This window comes from Pseudazoarcus pumilus (assembly GCF_002872475.1).
Lineage (GTDB): Bacteria > Pseudomonadota > Gammaproteobacteria > Burkholderiales > Rhodocyclaceae > Pseudazoarcus > Pseudazoarcus pumilus.
Window position 1 is genome coordinate 76484 of record NZ_CP025682.1, and the last position, 20366, is coordinate 96849.

Annotated in this window: 22 protein-coding genes; 16 read left to right on the forward strand and 6 right to left on the reverse strand. The window is 66.1% G+C overall.

The features are described from left to right. Window positions 1-1080 carry an ACR3 family arsenite efflux transporter gene (gene arsB, locus C0099_RS00385; RefSeq protein ID WP_102245599.1) on the forward strand — a complete coding sequence of 360 codons (1080 nt, stop codon included), beginning with the start codon at window positions 1-3 and terminating at the stop codon, window positions 1078-1080. 18 nt (window positions 1081-1098) lie between these two features. Further along, a complete protein-coding gene (locus C0099_RS00390; protein ID WP_102245600.1) occupies window positions 1099-2037 on the forward strand; it encodes an MBL fold metallo-hydrolase in 939 nt (312 codons plus the stop codon). 25 nt (window positions 2038-2062) lie between these two features. Here C0099_RS00390 and C0099_RS00395 read toward each other — a convergent pair whose 3' ends face one another. Continuing rightward, window positions 2063-6208 carry a bifunctional diguanylate cyclase/phosphodiesterase gene (locus C0099_RS00395; RefSeq protein ID WP_164084842.1) on the reverse strand — a complete coding sequence of 1382 codons (4146 nt, stop codon included), beginning with the start codon at window positions 6206-6208 and terminating at the stop codon, window positions 2063-2065. A 311-nt stretch (window positions 6209-6519) separates the two neighbouring features. Beyond that, window positions 6520-6783: a KTSC domain-containing protein gene (locus tag C0099_RS00400; protein ID WP_102245602.1), complete on the reverse strand. Its 264-nt coding sequence runs from the start codon at window positions 6781-6783 to the stop codon at window positions 6520-6522. Between the two features lie 259 nt (window positions 6784-7042). Here C0099_RS00400 and C0099_RS00405 point away from each other — a divergent pair, with 259 nt between their 5' ends. Genes C0099_RS00405 through C0099_RS00415 form a run of 3 tightly spaced genes read left to right on the forward strand, consistent with a single transcriptional unit; the run spans window position 7043 to window position 9829 of the window. After that, entirely contained in the window at window positions 7043-7387 is a 345-nt protein-coding gene (locus C0099_RS00405; RefSeq protein ID WP_102245603.1) for a helix-turn-helix domain-containing protein, read from the forward strand. An 8-nt stretch (window positions 7388-7395) separates the two neighbouring features. Beyond that, window positions 7396-8502 (forward strand): carboxynorspermidine decarboxylase, encoded by a 1107-nt coding sequence (locus C0099_RS00410; RefSeq protein ID WP_102248318.1) that lies wholly within the window; start codon window positions 7396-7398, stop codon window positions 8500-8502. Between the two features lie 37 nt (window positions 8503-8539). Then, complete coding sequence (locus C0099_RS00415) at window positions 8540-9829, forward strand: saccharopine dehydrogenase family protein (protein WP_102245604.1); 1290 nt, start codon at window positions 8540-8542, stop codon at window positions 9827-9829. Between the two features lie 72 nt (window positions 9830-9901). Here the strand turns inward: C0099_RS00415 and C0099_RS15945 are convergent, their stop codons facing one another. Further along, entirely contained in the window at window positions 9902-10060 is a 159-nt protein-coding gene (locus C0099_RS15945; RefSeq protein WP_164084845.1) for a hypothetical protein, read from the reverse strand. Window positions 10061-10134: 74 nt separating this feature from the next. Here C0099_RS15945 and C0099_RS00420 point away from each other — a divergent pair, with 74 nt between their 5' ends. Beyond that, the gene (locus C0099_RS00420; protein ID WP_228151617.1) at window positions 10135-11226 is read left to right on the forward strand and encodes an extracellular catalytic domain type 2 short-chain-length polyhydroxyalkanoate depolymerase; all 1092 of its coding nucleotides are present in this window, start codon (window positions 10135-10137) and stop codon (window positions 11224-11226) included. A 9-nt stretch (window positions 11227-11235) separates the two neighbouring features. On the opposite strand, the gene C0099_RS00425 is transcribed toward C0099_RS00420, so the two are convergent. The 3 genes from C0099_RS00425 to C0099_RS00435 all read right to left on the reverse strand — a co-directional run bounded on the left by C0099_RS00425 (window position 11236) and on the right by C0099_RS00435 (window position 12838). Continuing rightward, window positions 11236-11676: a YtoQ family protein gene (locus tag C0099_RS00425; protein WP_102245606.1), complete on the reverse strand. Its 441-nt coding sequence runs from the start codon at window positions 11674-11676 to the stop codon at window positions 11236-11238. An 86-nt stretch (window positions 11677-11762) separates the two neighbouring features. Further along, window positions 11763-12488: a flagellar brake protein gene (locus tag C0099_RS00430; protein WP_164084846.1), complete on the reverse strand. Its 726-nt coding sequence runs from the start codon at window positions 12486-12488 to the stop codon at window positions 11763-11765. A gap of 170 nt (window positions 12489-12658) precedes the next feature. Then, window positions 12659-12838 (reverse strand): PLDc N-terminal domain-containing protein, encoded by a 180-nt coding sequence (locus C0099_RS00435; protein ID WP_102245608.1) that lies wholly within the window; start codon window positions 12836-12838, stop codon window positions 12659-12661. A gap of 123 nt (window positions 12839-12961) precedes the next feature. Between C0099_RS00435 and C0099_RS00440 the strand changes: the two genes are divergently transcribed. The 10 genes from C0099_RS00440 to C0099_RS00485 all read left to right on the forward strand — a co-directional run bounded on the left by C0099_RS00440 (window position 12962) and on the right by C0099_RS00485 (window position 20364). Continuing rightward, window positions 12962-13297 (forward strand): hypothetical protein, encoded by a 336-nt coding sequence (locus tag C0099_RS00440; protein ID WP_102245609.1) that lies wholly within the window; start codon window positions 12962-12964, stop codon window positions 13295-13297. Next, on the forward strand, window positions 13290-14798 hold the full coding sequence (locus tag C0099_RS00445; protein ID WP_102245610.1) for a DUF1538 domain-containing protein: 1509 nt from the start codon (window positions 13290-13292) through the stop codon (window positions 14796-14798). Before C0099_RS00440 ends, C0099_RS00445 begins: the two co-directional genes overlap by 8 nt. Continuing rightward, window positions 14795-15142 (forward strand): P-II family nitrogen regulator, encoded by a 348-nt coding sequence (locus tag C0099_RS00450; RefSeq protein ID WP_102245611.1) that lies wholly within the window; start codon window positions 14795-14797, stop codon window positions 15140-15142. The genes C0099_RS00445 and C0099_RS00450 overlap by 4 nt, the downstream gene beginning before the upstream one ends. A 27-nt stretch (window positions 15143-15169) precedes the next feature. Continuing rightward, window positions 15170-15565 (forward strand): CBS domain-containing protein, encoded by a 396-nt coding sequence (locus C0099_RS00455; RefSeq protein WP_102245612.1) that lies wholly within the window; start codon window positions 15170-15172, stop codon window positions 15563-15565. Between the two features lie 74 nt (window positions 15566-15639). Continuing rightward, window positions 15640-16266: a cytochrome c biogenesis heme-transporting ATPase CcmA gene (ccmA, locus tag C0099_RS00460; RefSeq protein ID WP_102245613.1), complete on the forward strand. Its 627-nt coding sequence runs from the start codon at window positions 15640-15642 to the stop codon at window positions 16264-16266. After that, window positions 16263-16940 carry a heme exporter protein CcmB gene (ccmB, locus tag C0099_RS00465; protein WP_102248319.1) on the forward strand — a complete coding sequence of 226 codons (678 nt, stop codon included), beginning with the start codon at window positions 16263-16265 and terminating at the stop codon, window positions 16938-16940. Before ccmA ends, ccmB begins: the two co-directional genes overlap by 4 nt. A gap of 13 nt (window positions 16941-16953) precedes the next feature. Next, entirely contained in the window at window positions 16954-17727 is a 774-nt protein-coding gene (gene ccmC, locus C0099_RS00470) for a heme ABC transporter permease CcmC (protein WP_102245614.1), read from the forward strand. Next, a complete protein-coding gene (gene ccmD, locus C0099_RS00475; RefSeq protein WP_102245615.1) occupies window positions 17727-17939 on the forward strand; it encodes a heme exporter protein CcmD in 213 nt (70 codons plus the stop codon). Before ccmC ends, ccmD begins: the two co-directional genes overlap by 1 nt. Continuing rightward, window positions 17936-18388 (forward strand): cytochrome c maturation protein CcmE, encoded by a 453-nt coding sequence (gene ccmE, locus C0099_RS00480; protein ID WP_102245616.1) that lies wholly within the window; start codon window positions 17936-17938, stop codon window positions 18386-18388. Before ccmD ends, ccmE begins: the two co-directional genes overlap by 4 nt. After that, complete coding sequence (locus C0099_RS00485; protein ID WP_102245617.1) at window positions 18385-20364, forward strand: heme lyase CcmF/NrfE family subunit; 1980 nt, start codon at window positions 18385-18387, stop codon at window positions 20362-20364. Before ccmE ends, C0099_RS00485 begins: the two co-directional genes overlap by 4 nt. The last annotated feature ends 2 nt before the right edge of the window (window positions 20365-20366 follow it).

Consider the following 20366-nt stretch of genomic DNA (forward strand, 5'->3'; position numbering starts at 1 on the left):
ATGTCGTCACCCTGCGAAATCGCCGCCAAACAATCCGCCGGGGCGCCGATCGGCTTCTTCGAGCGCTATCTGACGGTTTGGGTCTTCCTGTGCATCGTCGCCGGCACGGCTTTCGGGCAGTTCGCCCCGCAGGCCGCGCAGGCGGTGGGTGCGCTGGAAGTGGCGCATGTGAACATCCCGGTCGGCATTCTGATCTGGATCATGATCATCCCGATGCTGATGAAGATCGACTTCGGCGCGCTGCACGAGGTGCGCCGCCAGAAGAACAGCATCGGCGTGACGCTGTTCGTGAACTGGGCGGTCAAGCCGTTTTCGATGGCGCTGTTCGGCTGGATCTTCATCCGCCACGTGTTTGCGCCGTGGCTGCCGGCCGAGGAGCTGGACAGTTACATCGCCGGTCTGATCCTGCTCGGCGCGGCGCCATGCACGGCGATGGTCTTCGTGTGGAGCAATCTGTGCCGGGGGGATGCCAATTTCACGCTGACCCAGGTCGCGCTCAACGATCTGATCATGGTCTTCGCCTTCGCGCCCATTGTCGCGCTGCTGCTCGGCGTGTCGGCCATTCCGGTGCCGTGGGACACGCTGTTTCTGTCGGTGGTGATGTACATCGTGATTCCGCTGGCCATCGCGCAGTTCATCCGCGCGCAACTGATGAAGCGCGGCGAGGCCTTCTTCCAGCGCGCATTGGAGCGCATCGGCCCGTTCTCCATCCTCGCGCTGCTGGCTACGCTGGTGCTGCTGTTCTCGTTCCAGGGCCGCGCCATCATCGACCAGCCGCTGATCATCGGCATGCTGGCCGTGCCCATCCTGTTGCAGGTGCTGTTCATTGCCGCGCTCGGCTACTGGCTCAACCGAAAGTTCAAGGCACCGCACGCCGTGGCCGGCCCGTCGACGATGATCGGCGCGTCGAACTTCTTCGAACTGGCCGTGGCCGCCGCCATCGTGTTGTATGGCTTTGATTCGGGCGCGGCGCTGGCCACCGTGGTCGGCGTGCTCATCGAGGTGCCGGTGATGCTGTGGCTGGTGCGCATCGTCAATCGCAGCCGTGCGTGGTATGAAGCGGGACTGGTGCGGGCCTGAGCCCGCTGGAGGTTGGATATGACATTCGGGATGCTGCGTGCCGCGTGCGCCTTGCTGTGTGCTTGGTCGGTTGCTGCAGCGGCGACCGAGTTCCGCCTGGAGGTCGAGGACGTCGGACACGGCATCTTCGCGCTGGTCGGCCCGCTCGGTGATCGCAGCTACGAAAACCACGGCTTGAACGCCACCTACGCCGTCATCGACACGCCCGAGGGCGCGATCCTGATCGACAGCGGTGCCTCGCGCATGGGCGCCGAACTGCTCGCAGCCGAAACGCAACGCCTCACCGGCAAGCCAGTGCGATGGGTGATCAACACCGGTGCGCAGGACCACCGCTGGCTGGGCAACGCATGGTTCATCGCTCAGGGCGCCGAGGTTATCGCCCACAAGCGCACCGTGAACACCCAGAAGAAGGAAGTCGGCCATCAGCTCGAACGCCTCGCGCCGGCGCTCAAGGAACGGCTCGATGGCACCGAGCCGGCGCACGCCACGCGCGTGATCGTGGCCGACAGCGAAACCCTGCAACTCGGTGGGCGCACGCTGGAAATGCACTATCTTTCCGACGCCCACTTCGCTGGCGACGTCATGCTGTGGATGCCCGAGGCGCGCACGCTGTTCGCGGGCGATCACGTCTACATGGACCGTATCCTGTCCATCCGCCCGTTCAGCAGTGCCGAAGGCTGGCTGGAAGCCTTCGGCAAGCTCGCCGCCTTCGACGCGGTGGTCATCGTCCCGGGCCATGGCTCGGTCACCGACACGGCCGGTGCGCAACGCGACACCGGTGACTATCTTGCCTTCGTCGTCGAAGGCGTGCGCAAGCACGCCGAAGACATGGCTGGCGCCGAGGAAGCGTTGGCCGAACTGGGCGACGCGCCGCAGTTCGAGCGCCTGCAAAACTACGCTGACCTGCACCGCGCCAACGTGCATCAGGCCTATCTGCAGATCGAAGCGGGACTGTAGCCACAGGTGTGCCGAGTCGGGCGCGTCATTCCTTGACGCGGAATGCGCGCAGCAATGCGGAGCATGCGTCGGACTCGGCCGGCTTCGCGAACAGATAGCCCTGTCCCGCGTTGCACCCGATGCCGCGCAGGTAGTCCGCCTGCTCGTCGGTTTCCACCCCTTCGGCGAGCACGTCGAGCGCGAGGCTGTGCCCCAGCGCGACCACGGCCTGCACGATGGCCGCGCTTTCACGATCGGCGGGCAGGCCGCGGATGAAGGATTGATCGATCTTGAGGCGGTCGATGGGGAACTGCCGGAGGTAGCTGAGGCTGGAATAACCGGTGCCGAAGTCGTCGATCGCCACCTGGATGCCGAGCGCATCGAGTCGGTGGAGCTTATCCAGTACTTCGTCGATGCCACGCATCACCACGCTCTCGGTGACTTCGAGCTCGAGTGCGTGCGCAGGCAGGCCGCTGCGCTCGAGCACCGCCGAAACCGTGTCCACGAAGTCCTTTTGCTGGAACTGCAGGGCCGAGACGTTGACCGCCATCGTTCCGTCAACGGCGCCCTCGTCCAGCCACTGGGCGTGCTGTCGGCACGCAGCCTCCATCGCCCAGGTGCCGATCGAGGTGATCAGTCCGCTGTCTTCGGCGATGGGGATGAACTGTGCGGGCGGTACCACGCCACGCGTGGGGTGGCGCCAGCGCAGCAGGGCTTCGAGCCCGATGACCTCGTCCCGTGCCAGATTGATCTGCGGCTGGAATACGAGGAACAGTTCGTCGCGCGCGATGGCGTGACGCAAGTCGCCTTCGAGGATCAGGCGTTCGTGGGCACGCGCATTCATGTCGGCGGAGTAGAACTGGTAGCGCCCGCGCCCCTGTTCCTTGGCCGCGTACATGGCCACGTCGGCGTTGCGCATCAGCGTCTCGACGTCGTCGCCGTTGTCCGGAAAGCACACGATGCCGATGCTCGCACCCAGCACGACTTCGGTTCCGTAGAGCTGGAAGGGCGAGAGCACGGCCGCGAGCAGCTTCTCGGCGACGCGCGCTGCGTCGTCATCGCTGTCGATCTCCGGCAGCACGACCAGGAACTCGTCGCCGCCCTGGCGGCTGATCGTGTCGGAGGCCCGCACGCCGCCATGCAGGCGGGCCGCCACTTCCTTGAGTACCAGGTCGCCGCCGTCGTGGCCGAATACGTCGTTGACGTTCTTGAAGCGGTCCAGGTCCATGAACATCAGCGCCACGCGCTTGCCCGTGCGGCGTGAGGCCGTCATCGCGACATTCAGGCGATCCGTGAGCAGCAGTCGGTTGGGCAGGCCGGTGAGCGCGTCGTGCTGCACCATGTAGGTGAGTTGTTCCTTGGCGTGCGCGCGTTCGATGGCGGTGTTGAGCGTATTGGCGATGCTCTGCAGGAAGCCGATGTCGTCGGCCGAGAAGCGTTGCGTGGTGCGTGCATAGGCGCCGAGCACGCCCAGCGGCTTGTCGGATCGCCCGATGGGCACGTCGATGCCGCTGACGATGGCGTGCGAAGCGATCATGCCGGTCGTAGCGAAGCGCCCTTCGGTGGCGAAGTCGTCCACGATCAACGGGCCCTGGGCTTCGAGTACGCTGCTCACGTGCGAGACGCCCTGTGTTCCGTCGATGCGCCGGCCGATCCAGTCGTCCCTCCATCCCACGCCGGCGCGCATGACGAACTGGTCTTCCTCGGTACGCAGCACCACCCGCGCGAACTCCACGCCAAGACCGTCGGCCAGCGCATCGGCGGCCGCGTCGAAGATGCCCTCAAGATCGCTGTCGGTGAGCGCCAGCCGGCCCAGCGTGGCGACCAGCACCTGCTGGTGCGCGCGCGAACGCAGTGCCAGTTCGTCGCGCTTCTGCGCAGTGATATCCTGCACCGTACCGAACAGCCCCGCGACCCGGCCCTGTTCGTCCTGTCGCGGCACGGCCACTACGCTCACGTAGCGCTCGGAGCCGTTCGGCCGGGTGACGCGCAGTTCGTACTCCTGGGTCAGCCCGGTGTCGAGCGCGCGTGCGATGCGTTCGGCCACCACGCTGCGGCTCGCATCGTCGAACAAGCGGTCGTTCTCGGCAAAATTCGCGGGCGGGCCCAGCGCCGGATCACGCCCGAAGATCTCGAAGACCTGCGGTGACCAGCGGATCTCCTCGGTGTCGAGGTCGCACTCCCAGTCGCCCAGGCGGGCGATGCGTTGCGCCTCGTCGAGGCGTTCCACGGTGCACTTGATGTCGTCGATGTCGGTACAGGTGCCGAACCACTTCACGATCCGACCCGATTCGTCGCGCAGCGGAAGTGCGCGTCCCAGCATCCAGTGGTAGACCCCGTCATGGCGGCGCAGGCGGTACTCGATCTCGTAGGGTTCGCCGCTGTCGACGGCTTCCTGCCAGGTGCGTGCCGCGCGGCCGCGATCCTCGGGATGGAAGGGGGCATTCCAGCCGAAGCCCAGGCTCTCTTCCAGCGTCAGGCCGGTGTAGTCCAGCCAGTACTGGTTGAACTGGACGTGATAGCCGTCGGGCAGGGTCACCCATACGATCTGTGGCATCGCCTCGGCCAGGGTGCGGAACTCCGCCTCGCTCGTACGCAGCGCCGCCTCGGCTTCGATGCGTTCGCTCAGGTCGACGTCGATGCAGAACAGTTCGGGCTCCTTGCCGGGCACCTGCACCGTGGCATGGGCCGAATACACCGTGACCCGCGAACCGTCCTTGCGCATCAGCGTCAGTTCCGAGGCCGGAATCTGTTCGCCGGTGTCGGCCATGCGCTGCATCGCCTCGCGCACGCCCTCATGCATTTCGGGCGGGATGATCAGATCGAGCAGGCTGCGACCGATCGCCTCGTCCGCGCGATAGCCATAGAGGCGCTCGGAGGCTCTATTCCAGTAGTTCGTCGTGCCGTTCATCGCATAGCCCTGTACGGCCACAGAGGGCACGCTTTGCAGCAGGTTGCGAAATCGTTCCTCGCTTTCGAGTTGCAGGGCCAGTTCGCGGGCGACCCGCTGCTGACGGAACAGCATGCCGACGGCGAGGATTACCAGCGTGCACGCAAGCAAGGCCACCAGAGCGGCCCACGTTGCCGTGGTGCGCGCGGGCTGAAGTGCCTCGTGGCGGTCCTGCTTGGAGAGCATCGTCCAGCCGGTGCCTGCCACCGCCTGCCAGCTGGACAGTACCTCGTTGCCACGGTAGTCGAGGCTGGTCATGTTGCCCGGCGCGCTCGCATGCAGCGCGGCGCTGGCTGCCAGTCCGCGTTCGCTCAAGGGTGTGTGCAGCGACAACGGCGGGGCGTCGACGTGGCGCGGCGTGTTGAGGAAGACGGCCTCGTCACCGTCGCGTCGCAGCAGCACGGACTCGCCACTCGCGCCCGTCAGCGGCCAGTGATCCACCAGCGGGAAGAGGAAGTCCTGCGGGTTGATTCTCAGGATGACGACACCGATCGGGGGGGCGGCCTTCGACTGCCTGAGGGACACGGCAAACGACATGTGCACGCCGAATTTGTCGGCGTGCACGTCGCCCATGCGCACCTCGCCGACGCTCGTCACGTCGTGCGCGAGCACCTCGTGGTCGGCATCCATGTGAATCGGCTCGCCAGCCGCGAGCATCGGTTTGCCCGTCGCGTCGAGCAATGTGACCGACTCGTAGGCGAAGGCATCACGCAGGACCTGAAGTCGCTCCACGACGGCCTCACGCACCGGCAGTGCGGGATCGCCTTGCAGCGCCACCACCTGTTCGATGAAGCCCTGGCTGGCGGCGAGCGTGAGCGCATCGCCGCGCCGTTCGGCGAGCCAGACCTCGAGTTGCCGCACTTTTGACGCATTGACTGCCTGCAGGTTGCGCAGGCTGTCGTTCTCGACCTGGCGTGCGGTGACGAAGAACACCGCGAAGCTGATCAGCGGCACCGCGAGCGCGAGAATCACCAGCAACACGGCGAGGTGGCGCCATTCGTAGGAGGATGCGTCGACCAGCGCGCCGCCCAGGGATGACTGCGCCTGGTTCAGCAGCCAGTAGAGAAGGCCGCCGGTGACGACGACGAAGGCCGCGCCCTTGGCGATCTCGATGCGCATGCGCAACTCCGGATCCGCCGTCGTGACTTCCAGCAGCGCCGCCGTGCCGACGATCCAAGCGATCGCGAGCGTCGCGTAGATCAGCGTGATCGACCCCGCTCCGAGGTTTCGTGCCAAACGCATGTCACCCGCCCGCCAAGCGATTTCCGGTTGCCGCCAACAGTAGGGACAGCGCACCGGAAAACAGGTTACGGCCCGCGTTGGAGCCACTTGTCGAACGGCATTGCACCCCGACCTCGCTTGGCCCCGGGAAGTGGAAATTCCCGATCCGCCATATTTGCGCGCAATCAGCATACTTCATGCAGTGACGCACGCACACCCTTGGAATACCCGGGGACGACAACGGGCATGATCGCAGCCCTTCAACATCCGTCGGTCGGGCCGTCGCGAAGGGTTTCCGATTGCGCGCGGGGCTGTTCAGCCTGGCGGCGCGATCAGAACAGGTCGTCGAGCGGATTCTTCTTCGTGCCTGCCATCGCCCCGGCGCCCGGTACCCGCCGGCCGGTGAGTTCTTCCTCGACGTTGTCGCGGTAGTAGCTCCATGCCGAGGCCGACGTGGCCAGCCGTCGCCAGATTTCCTCGCCCACGTTGGCGTAGTCGATCAGAACGCCGCCCTCGAGTTCGACACGCAGCGTGCGTGTGCGGGCGTCGTAACCGACGCCGCGCAGCTTGCCGGAGTGGATGGGTTTCATTTCCATGGAGGTCTCCCGGGGATTGGCGTGATCAGCAATGCGCTGCGTGAAGCAAGCGCTGAATCTTGCAGGCGCCGAAGTGCGAAGACAACGGTCGGCGACCGGCGCGGCGCCGTTCTCACAGGCATCCCGTTCGGCCAGCAGTGCGTCGTCGTCGCGCCTGAACTCGCAAGCCTGCACGCCTTGGGGTGCCAATTATGTGTTGCAGACCATATGGTTTATGAGACATAATCCACGCCCGATTCAAAGCTGAAGGTGTTTTCACATGGGGAAGAAACGCGCTGCCGAAAGTCCGGCTCTTCGCGCTGACCTGCCCACGCTTTGCGCGCCGCATGGCCTGGCACACGCCAGCCTGAAGGAGCTGCGCAAGAGCGCGGGGCTGACCCAGAAAGATCTGGCGGCGACCCTGTGCGTTGGTCAGGACACCATCTCAAGGCTGGAGAAGCGCAGCGACCTGCGGCTATCCACGCTGCGCCACTACGTCGAGAGCATCGGCGGAGAGTTGGCGCTGGTGGCGACCTTTCCCGATCGGCCGGCGGTGATCATCGACCACCTCGGCGACACCGCGAGCAGCGCCGACCAGCACGTTGCTGCCAACGGCAAAACATGACGACCCCGATGCACGATTCCGTTCCGACCCCGTATTACCTGATCGACAAATCCGCGCTGCTGCGTAATCTGCGCGTCATCGACCGCGTGCGCGAGCGCTCCGGCGCCAGGGTGCTGCTGGCGCTCAAATGCTTCGCCACCTGGTCGGTGTTCGGCCTGATGCGCGAGCACATGGACGGCACCACGTCCTCGTCGCTGTATGAAGTGAAGCTGGGCCAACAGAAGTTTGGCGGCGAGACGCACGCCTACAGCGTGGCCTTTGCCGACCACGAGATCGAGGAAGTCGTCGCGCACTGCGACAAGATCATCTTCAACTCCATCAACCAGCTCGAACGCTTCGCCGCGCACGCCGGTGACAAGCCCGTCGGCCTGCGCCTGAACCCCGGCGTCAGCCACGCCGGCTTCGATCTGGCCGACCCGGCGCGGCCCTTCAGCCGGCTGGGTGAAGCCGACCCTGCGCGCATCCTGCAGGTCATCGATCGCCTCAGCGGCGTGATGATCCACAACAACTGCGAGAACGGCGATTTCGCGCGTTTCGACGCCTTGCTGAATGAGGTCGAGCAGCGCTACGGCGAAATCCTGCAGCGGCTGGAGTGGGTCAGCCTGGGGGGTGGCATCCGCTTCACGGCACCGGATTATCCGGTGGAAGCCTTCTGCGAACGCCTGCGCAGCTTCGCGCAGCGCTGGGGCGTGCAGGTGTACCTGGAGCCGGGCGAGGCCACCGTGCGCCACACCACCACGCTCGAAGTCAGCGTGCTCGACACCGGTTTCAACGGCAAGCACCTCGCGGTGGTGGACAGCTCCACCGAGGCGCACATGCTCGACCTGCTGATCTACCGCGAAACCGCGCCCATCGGCACGGGCCAGGGCGCACACCAGTACCAGATCTGCGGCAAGACCTGCCTGGCCGGCGACATCTTCGGCGAGGCACGTTTCGAACGCCCGCTGCAGGTCGGCGACCGCATCTCCATCGGGGACGCCGGCGGCTACACCATGGTCAAGAAGAACTGGTTCAACGGCGTGCACATGCCGTCCATCGCCGTCCGTGAAGTGGACGGCAGCGTGCGCCTGGTGCGCGACTTTTCCTATGACGACTACGTCAGCAGCCTGTCCTGAGTCGGGACGGCACAGCCGGATGAGGAGTAAGGGTTCAATGAAGCACAATGTCCTGATCATCGGAGCGGGCGGCGTGGGCCACGTGGTGGCGCACAAGTGCGCGCAGAACAACGAACTGCTGGGCGACATCCACATTGCCTCGCGCACGCTGGGCAAATGCCACGCCATCATCGAGTCGGTGCACGACAAGGGCAGCCTGCAGCAGCCCGGCCAGTTGCAGGCGCACGCGCTCGACGCCATGGATGTGGAGGCCACCAGCGCGCTCATCCGTGCCACGCGCAGCGACATCGTCATCAACGTGGGTGCGCCCTTCGTGAACATGTCGGTGCTCGAAGCCTGCATCCAGACCGGCGCGGCCTACCTCGACACCGCCATTCACGAAGATCCCGCCAAGGTCTGCGAAACTCCGCCGTGGTACGCCAACTACGAGTGGAAGCGCCGCCAGGCATGCCGCGAAGCCGGCGTCACCGCCGTGCTGGGCGTGGGTTTCGACCCCGGCGTGGTCAATGCCTACGCCCGTTACGCGGTGGACCATTGCTTCGACCGCGTCGACTCCATCGACATCGTCGACATCAATGCCGGCAGCCACGGCCGCTATTTCGCCACCAACTTCGACCCCGAAACCAACTTCCGCGAGTTCACCTCGACCGTCTGGTCGTGGGAGAACAACGCCTGGCAAGCCAACGCCATGTTCGAACGCCGCAAGGAGTGGGACATGCCGGTCACCGGCAAGACCACCTGCTATCTCACCGGCCACGACGAACTGCATTCGATGTCGCAGAACCTCGGCGTGCCCGACATCCGCTTCTGGATGAGCTTTGGCGAGCACTACATCAACGTCTTCAGCGTACTCAAGAACCTCGGCCTGCTCTCCGAACAACCCGTACGCACCGCCCGCGGCCAGACGGTCGTGCCGCTCGAAGTCGTCAAGGCCGTACTGCCCGACCCCGCCTCGCTCGCCCCCGATTACACCGGCCAGACCTTCATCGGCGATGTCGTGCGTGGCCGCAAGGGCGGCAAGCCAGAAGAAGTGCTGATCTACAACGTCTGCGACCACGCTGCCTGCTTCGACGAAGTCGGCAGCCAGGCCATCTCCTACACCGCCGGCGTTCCCGCCGTCGCCGCCGCCCTGCTCATCGCCGACGGCACCTGGGACCGCGGGACCATGGCCAACGTCGAAGACCTGGATCCTCGACCGTTCATCGCACTGATGAACCGCATGGGCCTGGCCACCCGCATTCGGGATGCAAAGGGCGACCGCCTGCTGGACCCGGTGACGCAAGTCGCGCGCAAGGAGAGGGTCGCGGTGCGCGCGAATGCGCAGTGATGTGGGGTAAGCTCGATACGTGTGCAAACTCCGTTTGTGCCTGTCGGGCGTCAATCCCATACAGCGCAAGCATCATGCGCTGGCGCCGCCATGAGCGAAGCCATTCTCCACATCAAGCGCCGGGGCAGCGGCTTTGGTATTCGCCGGTGCCCGCTTCAATTGCGCCTGAGTTTTCCGGTGGGATCGAGCGACTTGAGCAGACGATGACGCGGCGACAACGGTCAGGATCATGACGGTGTTCCGCTTGGGGCACACGCCGCAACCCGGTGGGGCGGCGTGATTATCGGAATGTCGCCGGAGCGAGCGTGATCAAGCAAACGAATCCGAATGCGGCAAGACCGACGCTGGTGGCGCTTGCCTGCGTGCTTTCAACCGCCAGCGGAGCGGCTGTCGCGGCGCCGCTGGCAGGGCTGGGGGCGGACCTGGAAGGCCTGACGGTGTCGGGGCTGTCGTCGGGGGGGTATATGGCGACGCAGTTCCAGGTTGCGCATTCGGCGCTGGTGCGCGGCGCGGGGGTGTTCGCTTCCGGCCCGTACGACTGCGCCGAGGGCGATCTCGAGCGAGCCCTGAGCCACTGCATGGCGCCGGACGGGGTGAACTTGCCGCCGTCGCCCGAGGAAACGCTGGCGCGCATTCGCGCCTATGCCGAGGCCCGGCAGATCGACCCGGTCGGGAATCTGGGCGACGACCGGGTGTGGGTGTTTTCGGGCGGGGCGGATCGTACCGTGACGCGGCCGGTGGTCGAGGCTCTGGTGTCCTTCTACCGCGAGCAGGTCGAGGACGAGGCGCTGCGCTACGTCACGCTGCCGACGGCGGGGCACGCGATGATCTCGGTGGCGGCGCCGGGTGCGAATGCCTGCGGGTCGACGGCCTCCCCCTATGTGAATCGCTGCGGCGAGTTCGATGCGGCGGGCGAGATGCTGGCGCATCTGACGGGGGCGCTGCAGCCGAAGGTGGCGGCGCGCGAGGCGGGTCTGCGCAGCTTCGATCAGGCGTCGCACACCCCTCTTTCACCGGTGGATCTGAGCATGGCGAAGCAGGGCATGGTGTATGTGCCGCAGGCGTGCGAGGCGGGTGGTTGCCGCGTGCACGTCGTATTCCACGGCTGCCGTCAGGGCACTGACGCGGTGGGGCAGGATTTCGTGCGCGGTGCGGGCTACAACGAGTGGGCCGAAGCGAACCGGCTGATCGTGCTCTATCCGCAGGTTCATGCGCGGCATGGAATGGCGTGGGGGTCGTGGCGCTGGGTCTACAACCCCCAGGGGTGCTGGGACTGGTGGGGCTACAGCGGCAAGGCCTACCCGACCCGCGACGGGGGCCAGATACGCGCCGTGCATTCGATGCTGCAGCAGCTCGCGGAGCCGGTTTCCGGCCCCGCGGGCACCGCAGGCAACTGAGGAGGCGCCTCAGGCCTTGAGCACGTAGTCGAGGATGTCGACCACCTGATCGGTGGTCGTGGCCCAGGCCTGGGCGCCGGCGTCGACTTCCTTGAGCGGGTGGATGATGTCCTCGGCGTGCAGGGTGACGTAGGGCTTGCCCAGCGCGGCACAGTAGCCGGCGTCAAAGGCGGCGTTCCACTGCTTGTACTTGTCGCCGAAGCGCACCACGACCAGGTCGGCCTTTTCGATGAGGTTGCGCGTGCGGATGGAGTTCACGAGCGAGGACTTGTGGTCGCGCCAGTAGCCGGTGCTCTCCGGGCCGAGGGCGTCGCCGGCTGCATCGCTGGCTTCGTGATCGGTGACGGCAGACGTAAACGTGACGTCCAGGCCGCGCGCCGTCGCGCCGCGACGGATTTCGTCACGCCAGTCGGTGTGGATTTCGCCCGAGAGATAAACCGTGAAAGACATCTGTGCCTCCTGACGGCCACCCGTGCGGGCGACCCTGAAAAGGGCCGAATGCTAGCAAATCCACTGGTGGCGGTACAGGCAGGGCCTCAAACGAGGCTGCGGGGATGCTCGATGATGTGCTGGTAGACCAGGCTGCGCAGGATCATGCGCTCGTCGGGCGGCAGGTCGCGGAATTCGACGCCGTAGTGATTCGCGTCGCCTTCGCGGCGGGCGTTGAGGATGATCGCGCGGCTCTCGATCTCGCGCGTGACATCGTGCAGTTCGATGCGGAAGGCGAGCTTCACCGCCTCGCCCTTGGCGCCCAGGTCTGCGTTCGAACGGATCAGGGCGCCGGTCGAACTGAGGTTCTCGATGGTGGCGATTACCGCATCGCCGGCCTTCTCCGCGGAAACGCGGGTTTCGACCTGCATGCGCACGCGCGTGGCCTTGCGGATGACGTTGCCCTCTACGCGCTCAGGGAACGACAGATGCATGTAGTCGAAGGGCAGGCGGCACACGCGTTCGACGGAACATTTGAACGCATACGCGCTGTTGCGCGAGAAGGCCTGCACGATCACCAGGTCGTTCTCGCGGTAATCGATGCGCGCGCCCTTGTGCGTCGGGGTGGTGACCAGCAGGCTGGCACCTTCGAGGTAGCCCACCATGCGGCAGATGTGGCGCGTGCGGTCGGCGTGGTTGAGCGCGTAGATCTGCAGGCGGTCGCCGGGCGCGAGATTGATGTCGGTAAACGCGTGTTGCGCGGCTTGAGGGCTGCCGGACGCGGCTTCCTCCTGCTTGTCCTGCTGCGGGGTTTCCGACGGCTCTTGCTGCATCGCATGTTCCTGGCGTAGGGATCGTGACCATGAGCGCGTTGCATGGCGGGTGCCCTGCAACGCCAATGTCATGGCGGATCTGCGCGTCGCGAAGCGATGCGACGGCGTACGCCTGGAATCTTAGCGTGAAATATTTCACGCGTGTACTTGCTGCGATGCGGCGCTAACCGTCAGCCCTTGGGTCCGAGCAGTATCCACGCGATCAAGCCGAGCACCGGCAGGAACAGCAGGATCAGGATCCACAGCAGCTTGGCGACCGGACCGGCCGGACTCTTGGCCACTTTCACGATGGCCCAGATGATGATGACCAGCCAGATCAGGCCGAGCAGACCTCCGACTTCCATACCCATGGCGTACTCCCGCTGCGTTGAGGAGTGATCATGGTAACCGCGCCGGGGCCGTTGATGCAGGTCAATGGGAGGGCTTCCGCGCCCTGTATCATTCGTGATGATGTTGGCACGGGAACGACCGCAATGAAGATCCGCCTGCTGATCGCGGCAGTCGCCGACGAACTCGAAGAGCGTGCCATCGACATCGCGCGCGGCGAGGGCGCGCTCGGCGTGACCGTGGCCGATGCCCGCGGGCTGGGCTTTCCCGAGCACATGACCTTCTTCGGCCTGACCTACGTCGGGCGCGAGAAACTGTTGCTGGTGCTGGCCGATGCCGACCGCGTGGAACACATCGCCGAGCGCATGAACATCGAGCTGGGTCTGCTCGCACCCTTCCAGGGTTTGGCCTTCTGCATGGAGGTCGACCACCACTCGGGGCTCGACCTGACCGACATCGGAGATGCCGCCTCCGATGAATGAGTTTCTCGAACACCTCAAGCACTCCTTCCGCAATCTGCTGCCGATCATCGCGGTCGTCACTTTCTTCCAGCTGGTGGTGATGCGCGAACTGCCCGACGGGCTGGCCAGTATGAGTCTGGGCCTGCTGGTGGTGGTGTTCGGCGTTGCGCTGTTCCTGCAGGGGCTGGAACTGGGCATCTTCCCGGTGGGCAAGGGCTTGTCCAACGACTTTGCGCGGCGCGGCTCGCTGCCGCTGCTGATGGTGTTCGGCTTCTGCCTGGGCTTTTCGGCGGTAGTCGCGGAGCCGGCGCTGATCGCCGTGGCGACGCAGGCCGAGACCATCTCCGAGGGGCGCATCGACGGGCTGACGCTGCGCTTGCTCGTCGCGCTGTCTGTGGGCGGCGTGGTGGCGATCGGCGTACTGCGCACCATCCTCGGTCAGTCACTGCACTGGTACATGATTTGCGGCTACGTGCTGGTGGTGACGGTGACCTTCTTCGCGCCGCCGGAAATCGTCGGGCTGGCGTATGACTCGGGCGGCGTGACCACCAACATCGTCACCGTGCCGCTGATCGCGGCGCTGGGCATCGGGCTGGCGGCCTCGATCCGCGGGCGCAATCCGCTGATGCACGGCTTCGGCCTGGTGGCGCTGGCGGTGATGGTGCCGATGATCTCGGTGCAGCTCTACGGCATCTGGGTGTACAGCTTCGCGGAAGTCGCCGACGTGGCCAGCGCGGCGGCCGGCGCGGCGGCCTTCGTCGACGCGCAGGTGGTGGAGAAGACTGCCGGCAGCATGGTGTTGGGCATGATCACCGATCTGGCCGGCATGTTCCGCGATGTGGCGCCGATCATCATGGTGATCCTGGTCTTCCAGTACATGGTGCTGCAGAAGTCCATCCCGCATCTGCCCAAGGTGATGGCCGGCTTCGTGCTGGTCATCGTTGGCCTGTATGCCTTCGTGGTGGGTCTGAAGCTCGGGCTGTTCCCCATCGGCACCAGCATGGCCACGCAGCTGGTGGCACTCGACACCTTCCTGTGGGTCTACCTGTTCGCGTTCTCGATCGGCTTTGCCACCACCATGGCGGAGCCGGCGCTGATCGCCATCGGCAGTCAGGCCGAGGAAGCCGCCAAGGGCAAGCTCAACGGCAACCGCATCCGTCTGCTGGTGGCCGTCGGCGTGGCCGTGGGCATCACCATCGGCGTGCATCGCATCATCACCGGGGATTCGATTCACTACTACATCATGGGCGGCTATACGCTGGTGATCGCGCTGACCGCCTTCGCACCGAAATACATCGTGCCGCTGGCCTTCGACCTGGGCGGCGTGACCACGTCGGAAGTGACGGTGCCGCTGGTCACCGCGCTGGGCATTGGCCTGGCGACGAACATCGAGGGACGCAACGTGCTGATCGACGGTTTCGGCCTGATCGCGTTTGCGTCGATTTTTCCCATCGTGACCGTCATGCTCTACGCGATCATCGCCGAGCGGGTCATGCGTACTGAAGAAGGAGCGACATCGTGAAGTTTTCCGTACTCGTTGCGATCCTCGCTGACGATCTGGAGGACAAGGCCATCGACGTGGCCAAGGAATCCGGCGCGGGCGGCGTGACCATTCTCGATGCTCGCGGCATCGGGGCCAAAGAGAAGAAGACCTTCTTCGGGCTGACCTACGAGGGCAGCCAGTCGGTGCTCGTCTTCGTGCTGGAGAAGAAGCTCTCGCTGGCGGTGATGAAAAACCTCACGCGCGAGCTGGATCTGAAGAACGACAGCCGCGGCGTGGTGTTCACGATTCCGCTCGAGCACATCGCCGGCATCGACACGGGGCAGATCACGCTGTTCGAGCAGAAGATCAAGGACGACATCTGAGGCCCGCGCGGCCCACGGGAGAACGACATGCTGGTCAAGGACATCATGGTGCGCGAGGTCGCCACCGTGTCGCCGCTGGCGACGATACGCGAGGCGATGCAGGTCATGAAGGACAAGGGCGTCAAGTCGCTGGCGGTGGCCAAGCGCCATCCGCACGACGCCTTCGGCATCATCACCTACAACAACATCCTCAAGGCCATCGTCGCCGAGGAGGGCGACATCGACCTGCTCAACGTCTATGACGTGTGCGCCAAGCCCGCGCTGACCATCTCGCGCGAGCTCGAGATCAAGCACGCGGCGCGACTGATGGTCAATTTCGACATCCGCCGCGTGCTGGTCACGGCCGACAACGAACTGGTCGGCATCGTCACGATGAGCGATATCGTCGGCGCCATCGTAGAGATCGCCGATGAGATCGGCTGAAGTGCTGTAAGGTATGCGCGCATGCGCATATAAGCCTCCCCTGAAACAGCCCGGCTGTGGTTCAATGGCGCCCCATGCTCGCCGCCACTGACCTCGCCTGCCTCAAGGGCGACCGCCTGCTGTTTCGCGCACTCGGCCTCGTGCTCGACGCCGGGCGCATGCTGCGCGTGGCCGGCCCCAACGGCTACGGCAAGACCAGTCTGCTGCGCATCCTGTGCGGCCTGTCCCAGCCCGAGCACGGCATGGTGCGCTGGCGCGGACGCGACATCCGCGCGGTGCGCGACGACTTCCACGCCGAACTGCTCTATCTGGGGCATGCGCCGGCGCTCAACGATCTGCTTACCCCGCTCGAGAACCTGCGCTTTGCGCTGCACGCCGGAGGTGATGCGGTGCCGGAGGCCGACTGCGTCGCCGCGCTCGAACGCATCGGCCTGGGCGACCAACTCGACCTGCCCGCGCGCGTGCTCTCGCAGGGCCAGCGTCGCCGTGTCGGACTGGCGCGACTGTTCGTCGCCGGCTCGCGGCCGCTGTGGGTGCTCGACGAGCCGTTCACGGCGCTCGACGTCGCGGCCGTGGCCGATCTGGCCGCGACGCTGGAGGCGCACTGCGTGGCTGGCGGCATCGTGGTGCTGACCACGCACCAGGATGCGCCGTTCGCGAGCGCGCCGGACGTGCTCGACCTGGCGGAGCTGGCGTGCTGAGCGGCGCCGGTAGTGCCTTCGCCGCGGTATTGCGACGCGACCTGACGCTGGCGTGGCGCGGGCGGGCCGATGTCCTTGTTACACTTGCGTTCTTCGTCGTCGTGGTGTGCCTGTTTCCGTTCGGCGTGGGTGCGGAGACCAACCAGTTGCGCGCCATCGGGCCGGGGGTATTGTGGGTCGCGGCGTTGCTGTCGACCTTGCTCTCGCTGCACCGGCTGTTTGCGCAGGATCACGCCGACGGCACGCTGGAGCAGTTGTTGCTGTCACCGGAGCCGGCGGCACTGTGGGTGACGGCCAAGATCGTCGCGCACTGGATCGTCACCGGCCTGCCGCTGGTGGTCGTCGCGCCGGGACTTGCATTGTTGTTTGACGTGGAGCGCGATGCGCTGGGCGTACTGACCGTATCCCTGGCGCTGGGTACGCCGATCCTGGCGCTGATCGGCGCGATTGGCGCGGCGCTGACCCTGGGCCTGCGCGGTGGCGGCGTGCTGCTGGCGCTGCTGGTGCTGCCGCTGTACGTGCCGGTGCTGATCTTCGGGGCAGGCGCGGTCGACGCGGTGCTCGGCGGCATGGGCGCCAGCGCGCACCTGCTGCTGCTCGGCGGCGGATTGCTGGGCGCTGTGGCGCTGGCGCCGTTCGCCTGTGCGGCGGCCCTGCGCATTGCCGTGGAATGATGAAAGAAGGCAGATGAGAGACCTCGACAACAAGGACCTGCGCGGGCGCAGCCTGCTGCGTTTCGCCTCGCCCCAGGTGTTCTATCCGGTGGCGGGCCTGCTCGCGCCGTGGTTTGCCGGCATTGCCGCGGTGTTGACCGTGATCGGCCTGTACATCGGCTTCTTCGTCGCGCCCACGGACTTCCAGCAGGGCGAGGTGTATCGCGTCATCTTCATCCACGTGCCGGCGGCCTGGATGTCGATGCTGGTGTATCTGGTGATGGCCTTCTGGTCGGCCGTCGGGCTGGTCATGAACACGCGACTGTCGTTCATGATGGCGCGCGCGCTGGCGCCGACCGGGGCGATCTTCTGTTTCATCGCGCTATGGACCGGCGCGCTGTGGGGCAAGCCCACCTGGGGCACCTACTGGGTATGGGACGCGCGCCTGACCTCGCAACTGCTGCTGCTGTTCCTGTACCTGGGCTACATGGCGCTGACCGAAGCCATCGAGGACGCGCGCCGCGCCGATCGCGCCGGTGCCATCATCGCGCTGGTCGGCGCGATCAACGTGCCCATCATCTATTTCTCGGTGCAGTGGTGGAACACGCTGCATCAGGGCGCTTCGGTGAGCATCACCAAGGCACCGACGATGGCCACGACGATGCTGATGGGCATGCTGATCATGGCGATCGCGGCCTGGGCCTACACCATCGCGGTGGCCTTCTGGCGCGTGCGTCCGATCATTCTCGAGCGCGAACGCCACACCGACTGGGTGGGTGCGGAACTCGAACGACTGGGGAGCCGGTGATGCAGTGGGAATCCTGGAGCGCATTCTGGGACATGGGCGGCGCGGCCGTCTTCGTATGGGGCAGCTACGGCGTGACCGCCGCGTGCATCGTCGCGGAACTGATGCTGGTGTTTCGCCGTCGTAGCGAGACCGCGCGCAGGCTGTCGAGGCTGCGTCGCGCGGCACCGTCGGGTCGGCCCGCGCCCGGCGTCAGTGAGGAGAGTGTTCGATGAAACCCCGTAGCAAGCGCCTGCTGCTGCTCGCCGGCGCCGCATCCCTTCTGGTCGGGGCGGTGGCGCTCGTGCTCACCGCCTTCCAGGAAAACCTGGTGTTCTTCCACACGCCCAGCGAGGTCGTCGCCGGCAAGGCGCCCACGGGCCGCACCTTCCGCGTCGGCGGCATGGTCGAGGAAGGCTCGATCCAGCGCCAGCCCGACGGGCTGACCGTGAGCTTCGTCATCACCGACATGGCGCAGACCGTGCCGGTGAGTTATCGCGGCACGCTCCCCGATCTGTTCCAGGAGGGCAAGGGCGCGGTGGTGCAGGGTCAGCTCGGCCCGGACGGGCGCTTCACCGCCACCGAGGTGCTGGCCAAGCACGACGAGAACTACATGCCGGTCGAGGCGCAGTACGCGCTCGATTCGGCCCAGATGCAAAAGGCCGCGGAGAGCATGCAGCAATGATCGCCGAACTCGGGCATTTCGCCCTGATCCTCGCCATGGTTCTCGCCATCGTGCAGGCCACCGTGCCGATGATCGGTGCGCACCGCAACCGCATGGCGCTGATGGGCGTGGCCCGCCCGGCCGCCCACGGCCAGTTCCTGTTTCTTGTCGTGGCCTACGTGTGCCTGACCTGGACCTTCATCGAGAGCGACTTCTCGGTGCGCCTGGCCGCGGCCAACTCGCACTCGGACACCCCGCTGATCTACAAGATCACCGGCGTATGGGGCAACCATGAGGGCTCGCTGCTGCTGTGGGCGATGGCGCTGTCCGCATGGACCGTGGCGGTGACGGTGTTCAGCCGCCATCTGCCCGAAGCCTTTCTCGCGCGCGTGGTCGGCGTGCTGGGCTGGATCAGCGCCGGCTTCGTGTCCTTCACGCTGTTCACGTCCAACCCCTTCGAGCGCCTGCTTCCCGGTGCCCTCGAAGGACGCGACCTGAACCCGCTGCTGCAGGACCCGGGCATGATCATCCATCCGCCGCTGCTCTACATGGGCTACGTGGGTTTCTCGGTGGCCTTCGCCTTCGCCATCGCGGCACTGCTCACCGGCCGGCTGGATGCCGCCTGGGCGCGCTGGTCGCGCCCGTGGACGACGGTAGCCTGGGTGTTCCTGACCGCCGGCATCGCGGTCGGCTCGGGCTGGGCCTATTACGAGCTGGGCTGGGGCGGCTGGTGGTTCTGGGACCCGGTGGAGAACGCCTCCTTCATGCCGTGGCTGCTGGGTACGGCGCTGATCCATTCGCTGGCGGTCACCGAGAAGCGCGGGGCCTTCCGCAGCTGGACCGTGCTGCTGGCCATCGGCGCGTTCTCGCTGTCGCTGCTCGGCACCTTCCTGGTGCGTTCTGGCGTGATCACCTCGGTGCATGCCTTCGCCACCGACCCGGCGCGCGGCCTGTACATCCTCGCGCTGCTGGTGTTCGTGATCGGCGTGTCGCTGGTGCTCTTCGCGTGGCGTGCGCCGAAGCTCTCGGGCGGCGGCAGCTTCGCGCTGCTCTCGCGCGAATCGGCCCTGCTGGGCAACAACGTGCTGCTTGCCGTGGCCTGTGCTGCGGTGCTGCTGGGCACGCTGTATCCGCTGTTCCTCGACGCGCTCAATCTGGGCAAGATCTCGGTCGGCCCGCCGTACTTCGAGGCGACCTTCGTGCCGCTGATGACGCCGGTGGTCATCCTCATGGTGATCGCGCCTTTCGTGCGCTGGAAGGGTGACGACGCCTCGCGACTGGGACGCATGCTGTGGGTCTCCGCGCTGGCCAGCGTGCTCATCGGTGGCGGCGTCGCGCTGGCCATCGACCATGTGACCTGGCGCACCGTGCTGGGCCTGTCGCTGTCGGCCTGGGTGCTGCTGGGCAGTGCGCTCCTGCTGGTGCGTCGCCTGACCGAGCGCGCCGGTGCGGCGGTGGGCGCGCGGTTGCGTGGCATCCCTTCGGCGTGGTGGGGCATGTGGCTGGCGCACCTGGGTATCGGCGTGTTCGTCATCGGCGTGACCATGGTGGGCAGTCTGGAGGCGGATCTGGACGTCAAGATGCGCGAGGGTCAGACGGCGCAGCTGGCCGGTTACACCTTCACCTTCCGTGGCGCGGCCGAACGCGACGGCCCGAACTATGACGCGAACCGCGCCATCATCGACGTCACGCGCGGCGATCGCGCCATCGCCACGCTCACGCCCGAGAAGCGCGTCTATCGTGCGCAGCAGATGCCGATGACCGAAGCCTCGATCGACGTCGGCCCGTTACGCGACGTCTATGTGTCGCTCGGCGATCAGGTCGAGCCGGGTGCCTGGATCATCAGCCTGCACTACCGGCCCTTCATCAGCTGGATCTGGGCCGGCGCCATCCTGATGGGGCTGGGCGGTATCTTCGCCGCCGCCGACAAGCGCTACCGCAAGCTTGCCGAACGCGACGCCGCACGTCCGGCCGGCGCGGCCGTACCGGCCGGATGATG

Coding starts and splice junctions, on each gene's coding strand:
- arsB (WP_102245599.1), top strand. CDS start 1: ATGTCGTCACCCTGCGAAATCGCCGCCAAACAATCCGCCGGGGCGCCG.
- C0099_RS00390 (WP_102245600.1), top strand. CDS start 1,099: ATGACATTCGGGATGCTGCGTGCCGCGTGCGCCTTGCTGTGTGCTTGG.
- C0099_RS00395 (WP_164084842.1), bottom strand. CDS start 6,208: ATGCGTTTGGCACGAAACCTCGGAGCGGGGTCGATCACGCTGATCTAC.
- C0099_RS00400 (WP_102245602.1), bottom strand. CDS start 6,783: ATGGAAATGAAACCCATCCACTCCGGCAAGCTGCGCGGCGTCGGTTAC.
- C0099_RS00405 (WP_102245603.1), top strand. CDS start 7,043: ATGGGGAAGAAACGCGCTGCCGAAAGTCCGGCTCTTCGCGCTGACCTG.
- C0099_RS00410 (WP_102248318.1), top strand. CDS start 7,396: ATGCACGATTCCGTTCCGACCCCGTATTACCTGATCGACAAATCCGCG.
- C0099_RS00415 (WP_102245604.1), top strand. CDS start 8,540: ATGAAGCACAATGTCCTGATCATCGGAGCGGGCGGCGTGGGCCACGTG.
- C0099_RS15945 (WP_164084845.1), bottom strand. CDS start 10,060: ATGATCCTGACCGTTGTCGCCGCGTCATCGTCTGCTCAAGTCGCTCGA.
- C0099_RS00425 (WP_102245606.1), bottom strand. CDS start 11,676: ATGTCTTTCACGGTTTATCTCTCGGGCGAAATCCACACCGACTGGCGT.
- C0099_RS00430 (WP_164084846.1), bottom strand. CDS start 12,488: ATGCAGCAAGAGCCGTCGGAAACCCCGCAGCAGGACAAGCAGGAGGAA.
- C0099_RS00435 (WP_102245608.1), bottom strand. CDS start 12,838: ATGGGTATGGAAGTCGGAGGTCTGCTCGGCCTGATCTGGCTGGTCATC.
- C0099_RS00440 (WP_102245609.1), top strand. CDS start 12,962: ATGAAGATCCGCCTGCTGATCGCGGCAGTCGCCGACGAACTCGAAGAG.
- C0099_RS00445 (WP_102245610.1), top strand. CDS start 13,290: ATGAATGAGTTTCTCGAACACCTCAAGCACTCCTTCCGCAATCTGCTG.
- C0099_RS00455 (WP_102245612.1), top strand. CDS start 15,170: ATGCTGGTCAAGGACATCATGGTGCGCGAGGTCGCCACCGTGTCGCCG.
- ccmA (WP_102245613.1), top strand. CDS start 15,640: ATGCTCGCCGCCACTGACCTCGCCTGCCTCAAGGGCGACCGCCTGCTG.
- ccmC (WP_102245614.1), top strand. CDS start 16,954: ATGAGAGACCTCGACAACAAGGACCTGCGCGGGCGCAGCCTGCTGCGT.
- ccmD (WP_102245615.1), top strand. CDS start 17,727: ATGCAGTGGGAATCCTGGAGCGCATTCTGGGACATGGGCGGCGCGGCC.
- ccmE (WP_102245616.1), top strand. CDS start 17,936: ATGAAACCCCGTAGCAAGCGCCTGCTGCTGCTCGCCGGCGCCGCATCC.
- C0099_RS00485 (WP_102245617.1), top strand. CDS start 18,385: ATGATCGCCGAACTCGGGCATTTCGCCCTGATCCTCGCCATGGTTCTC.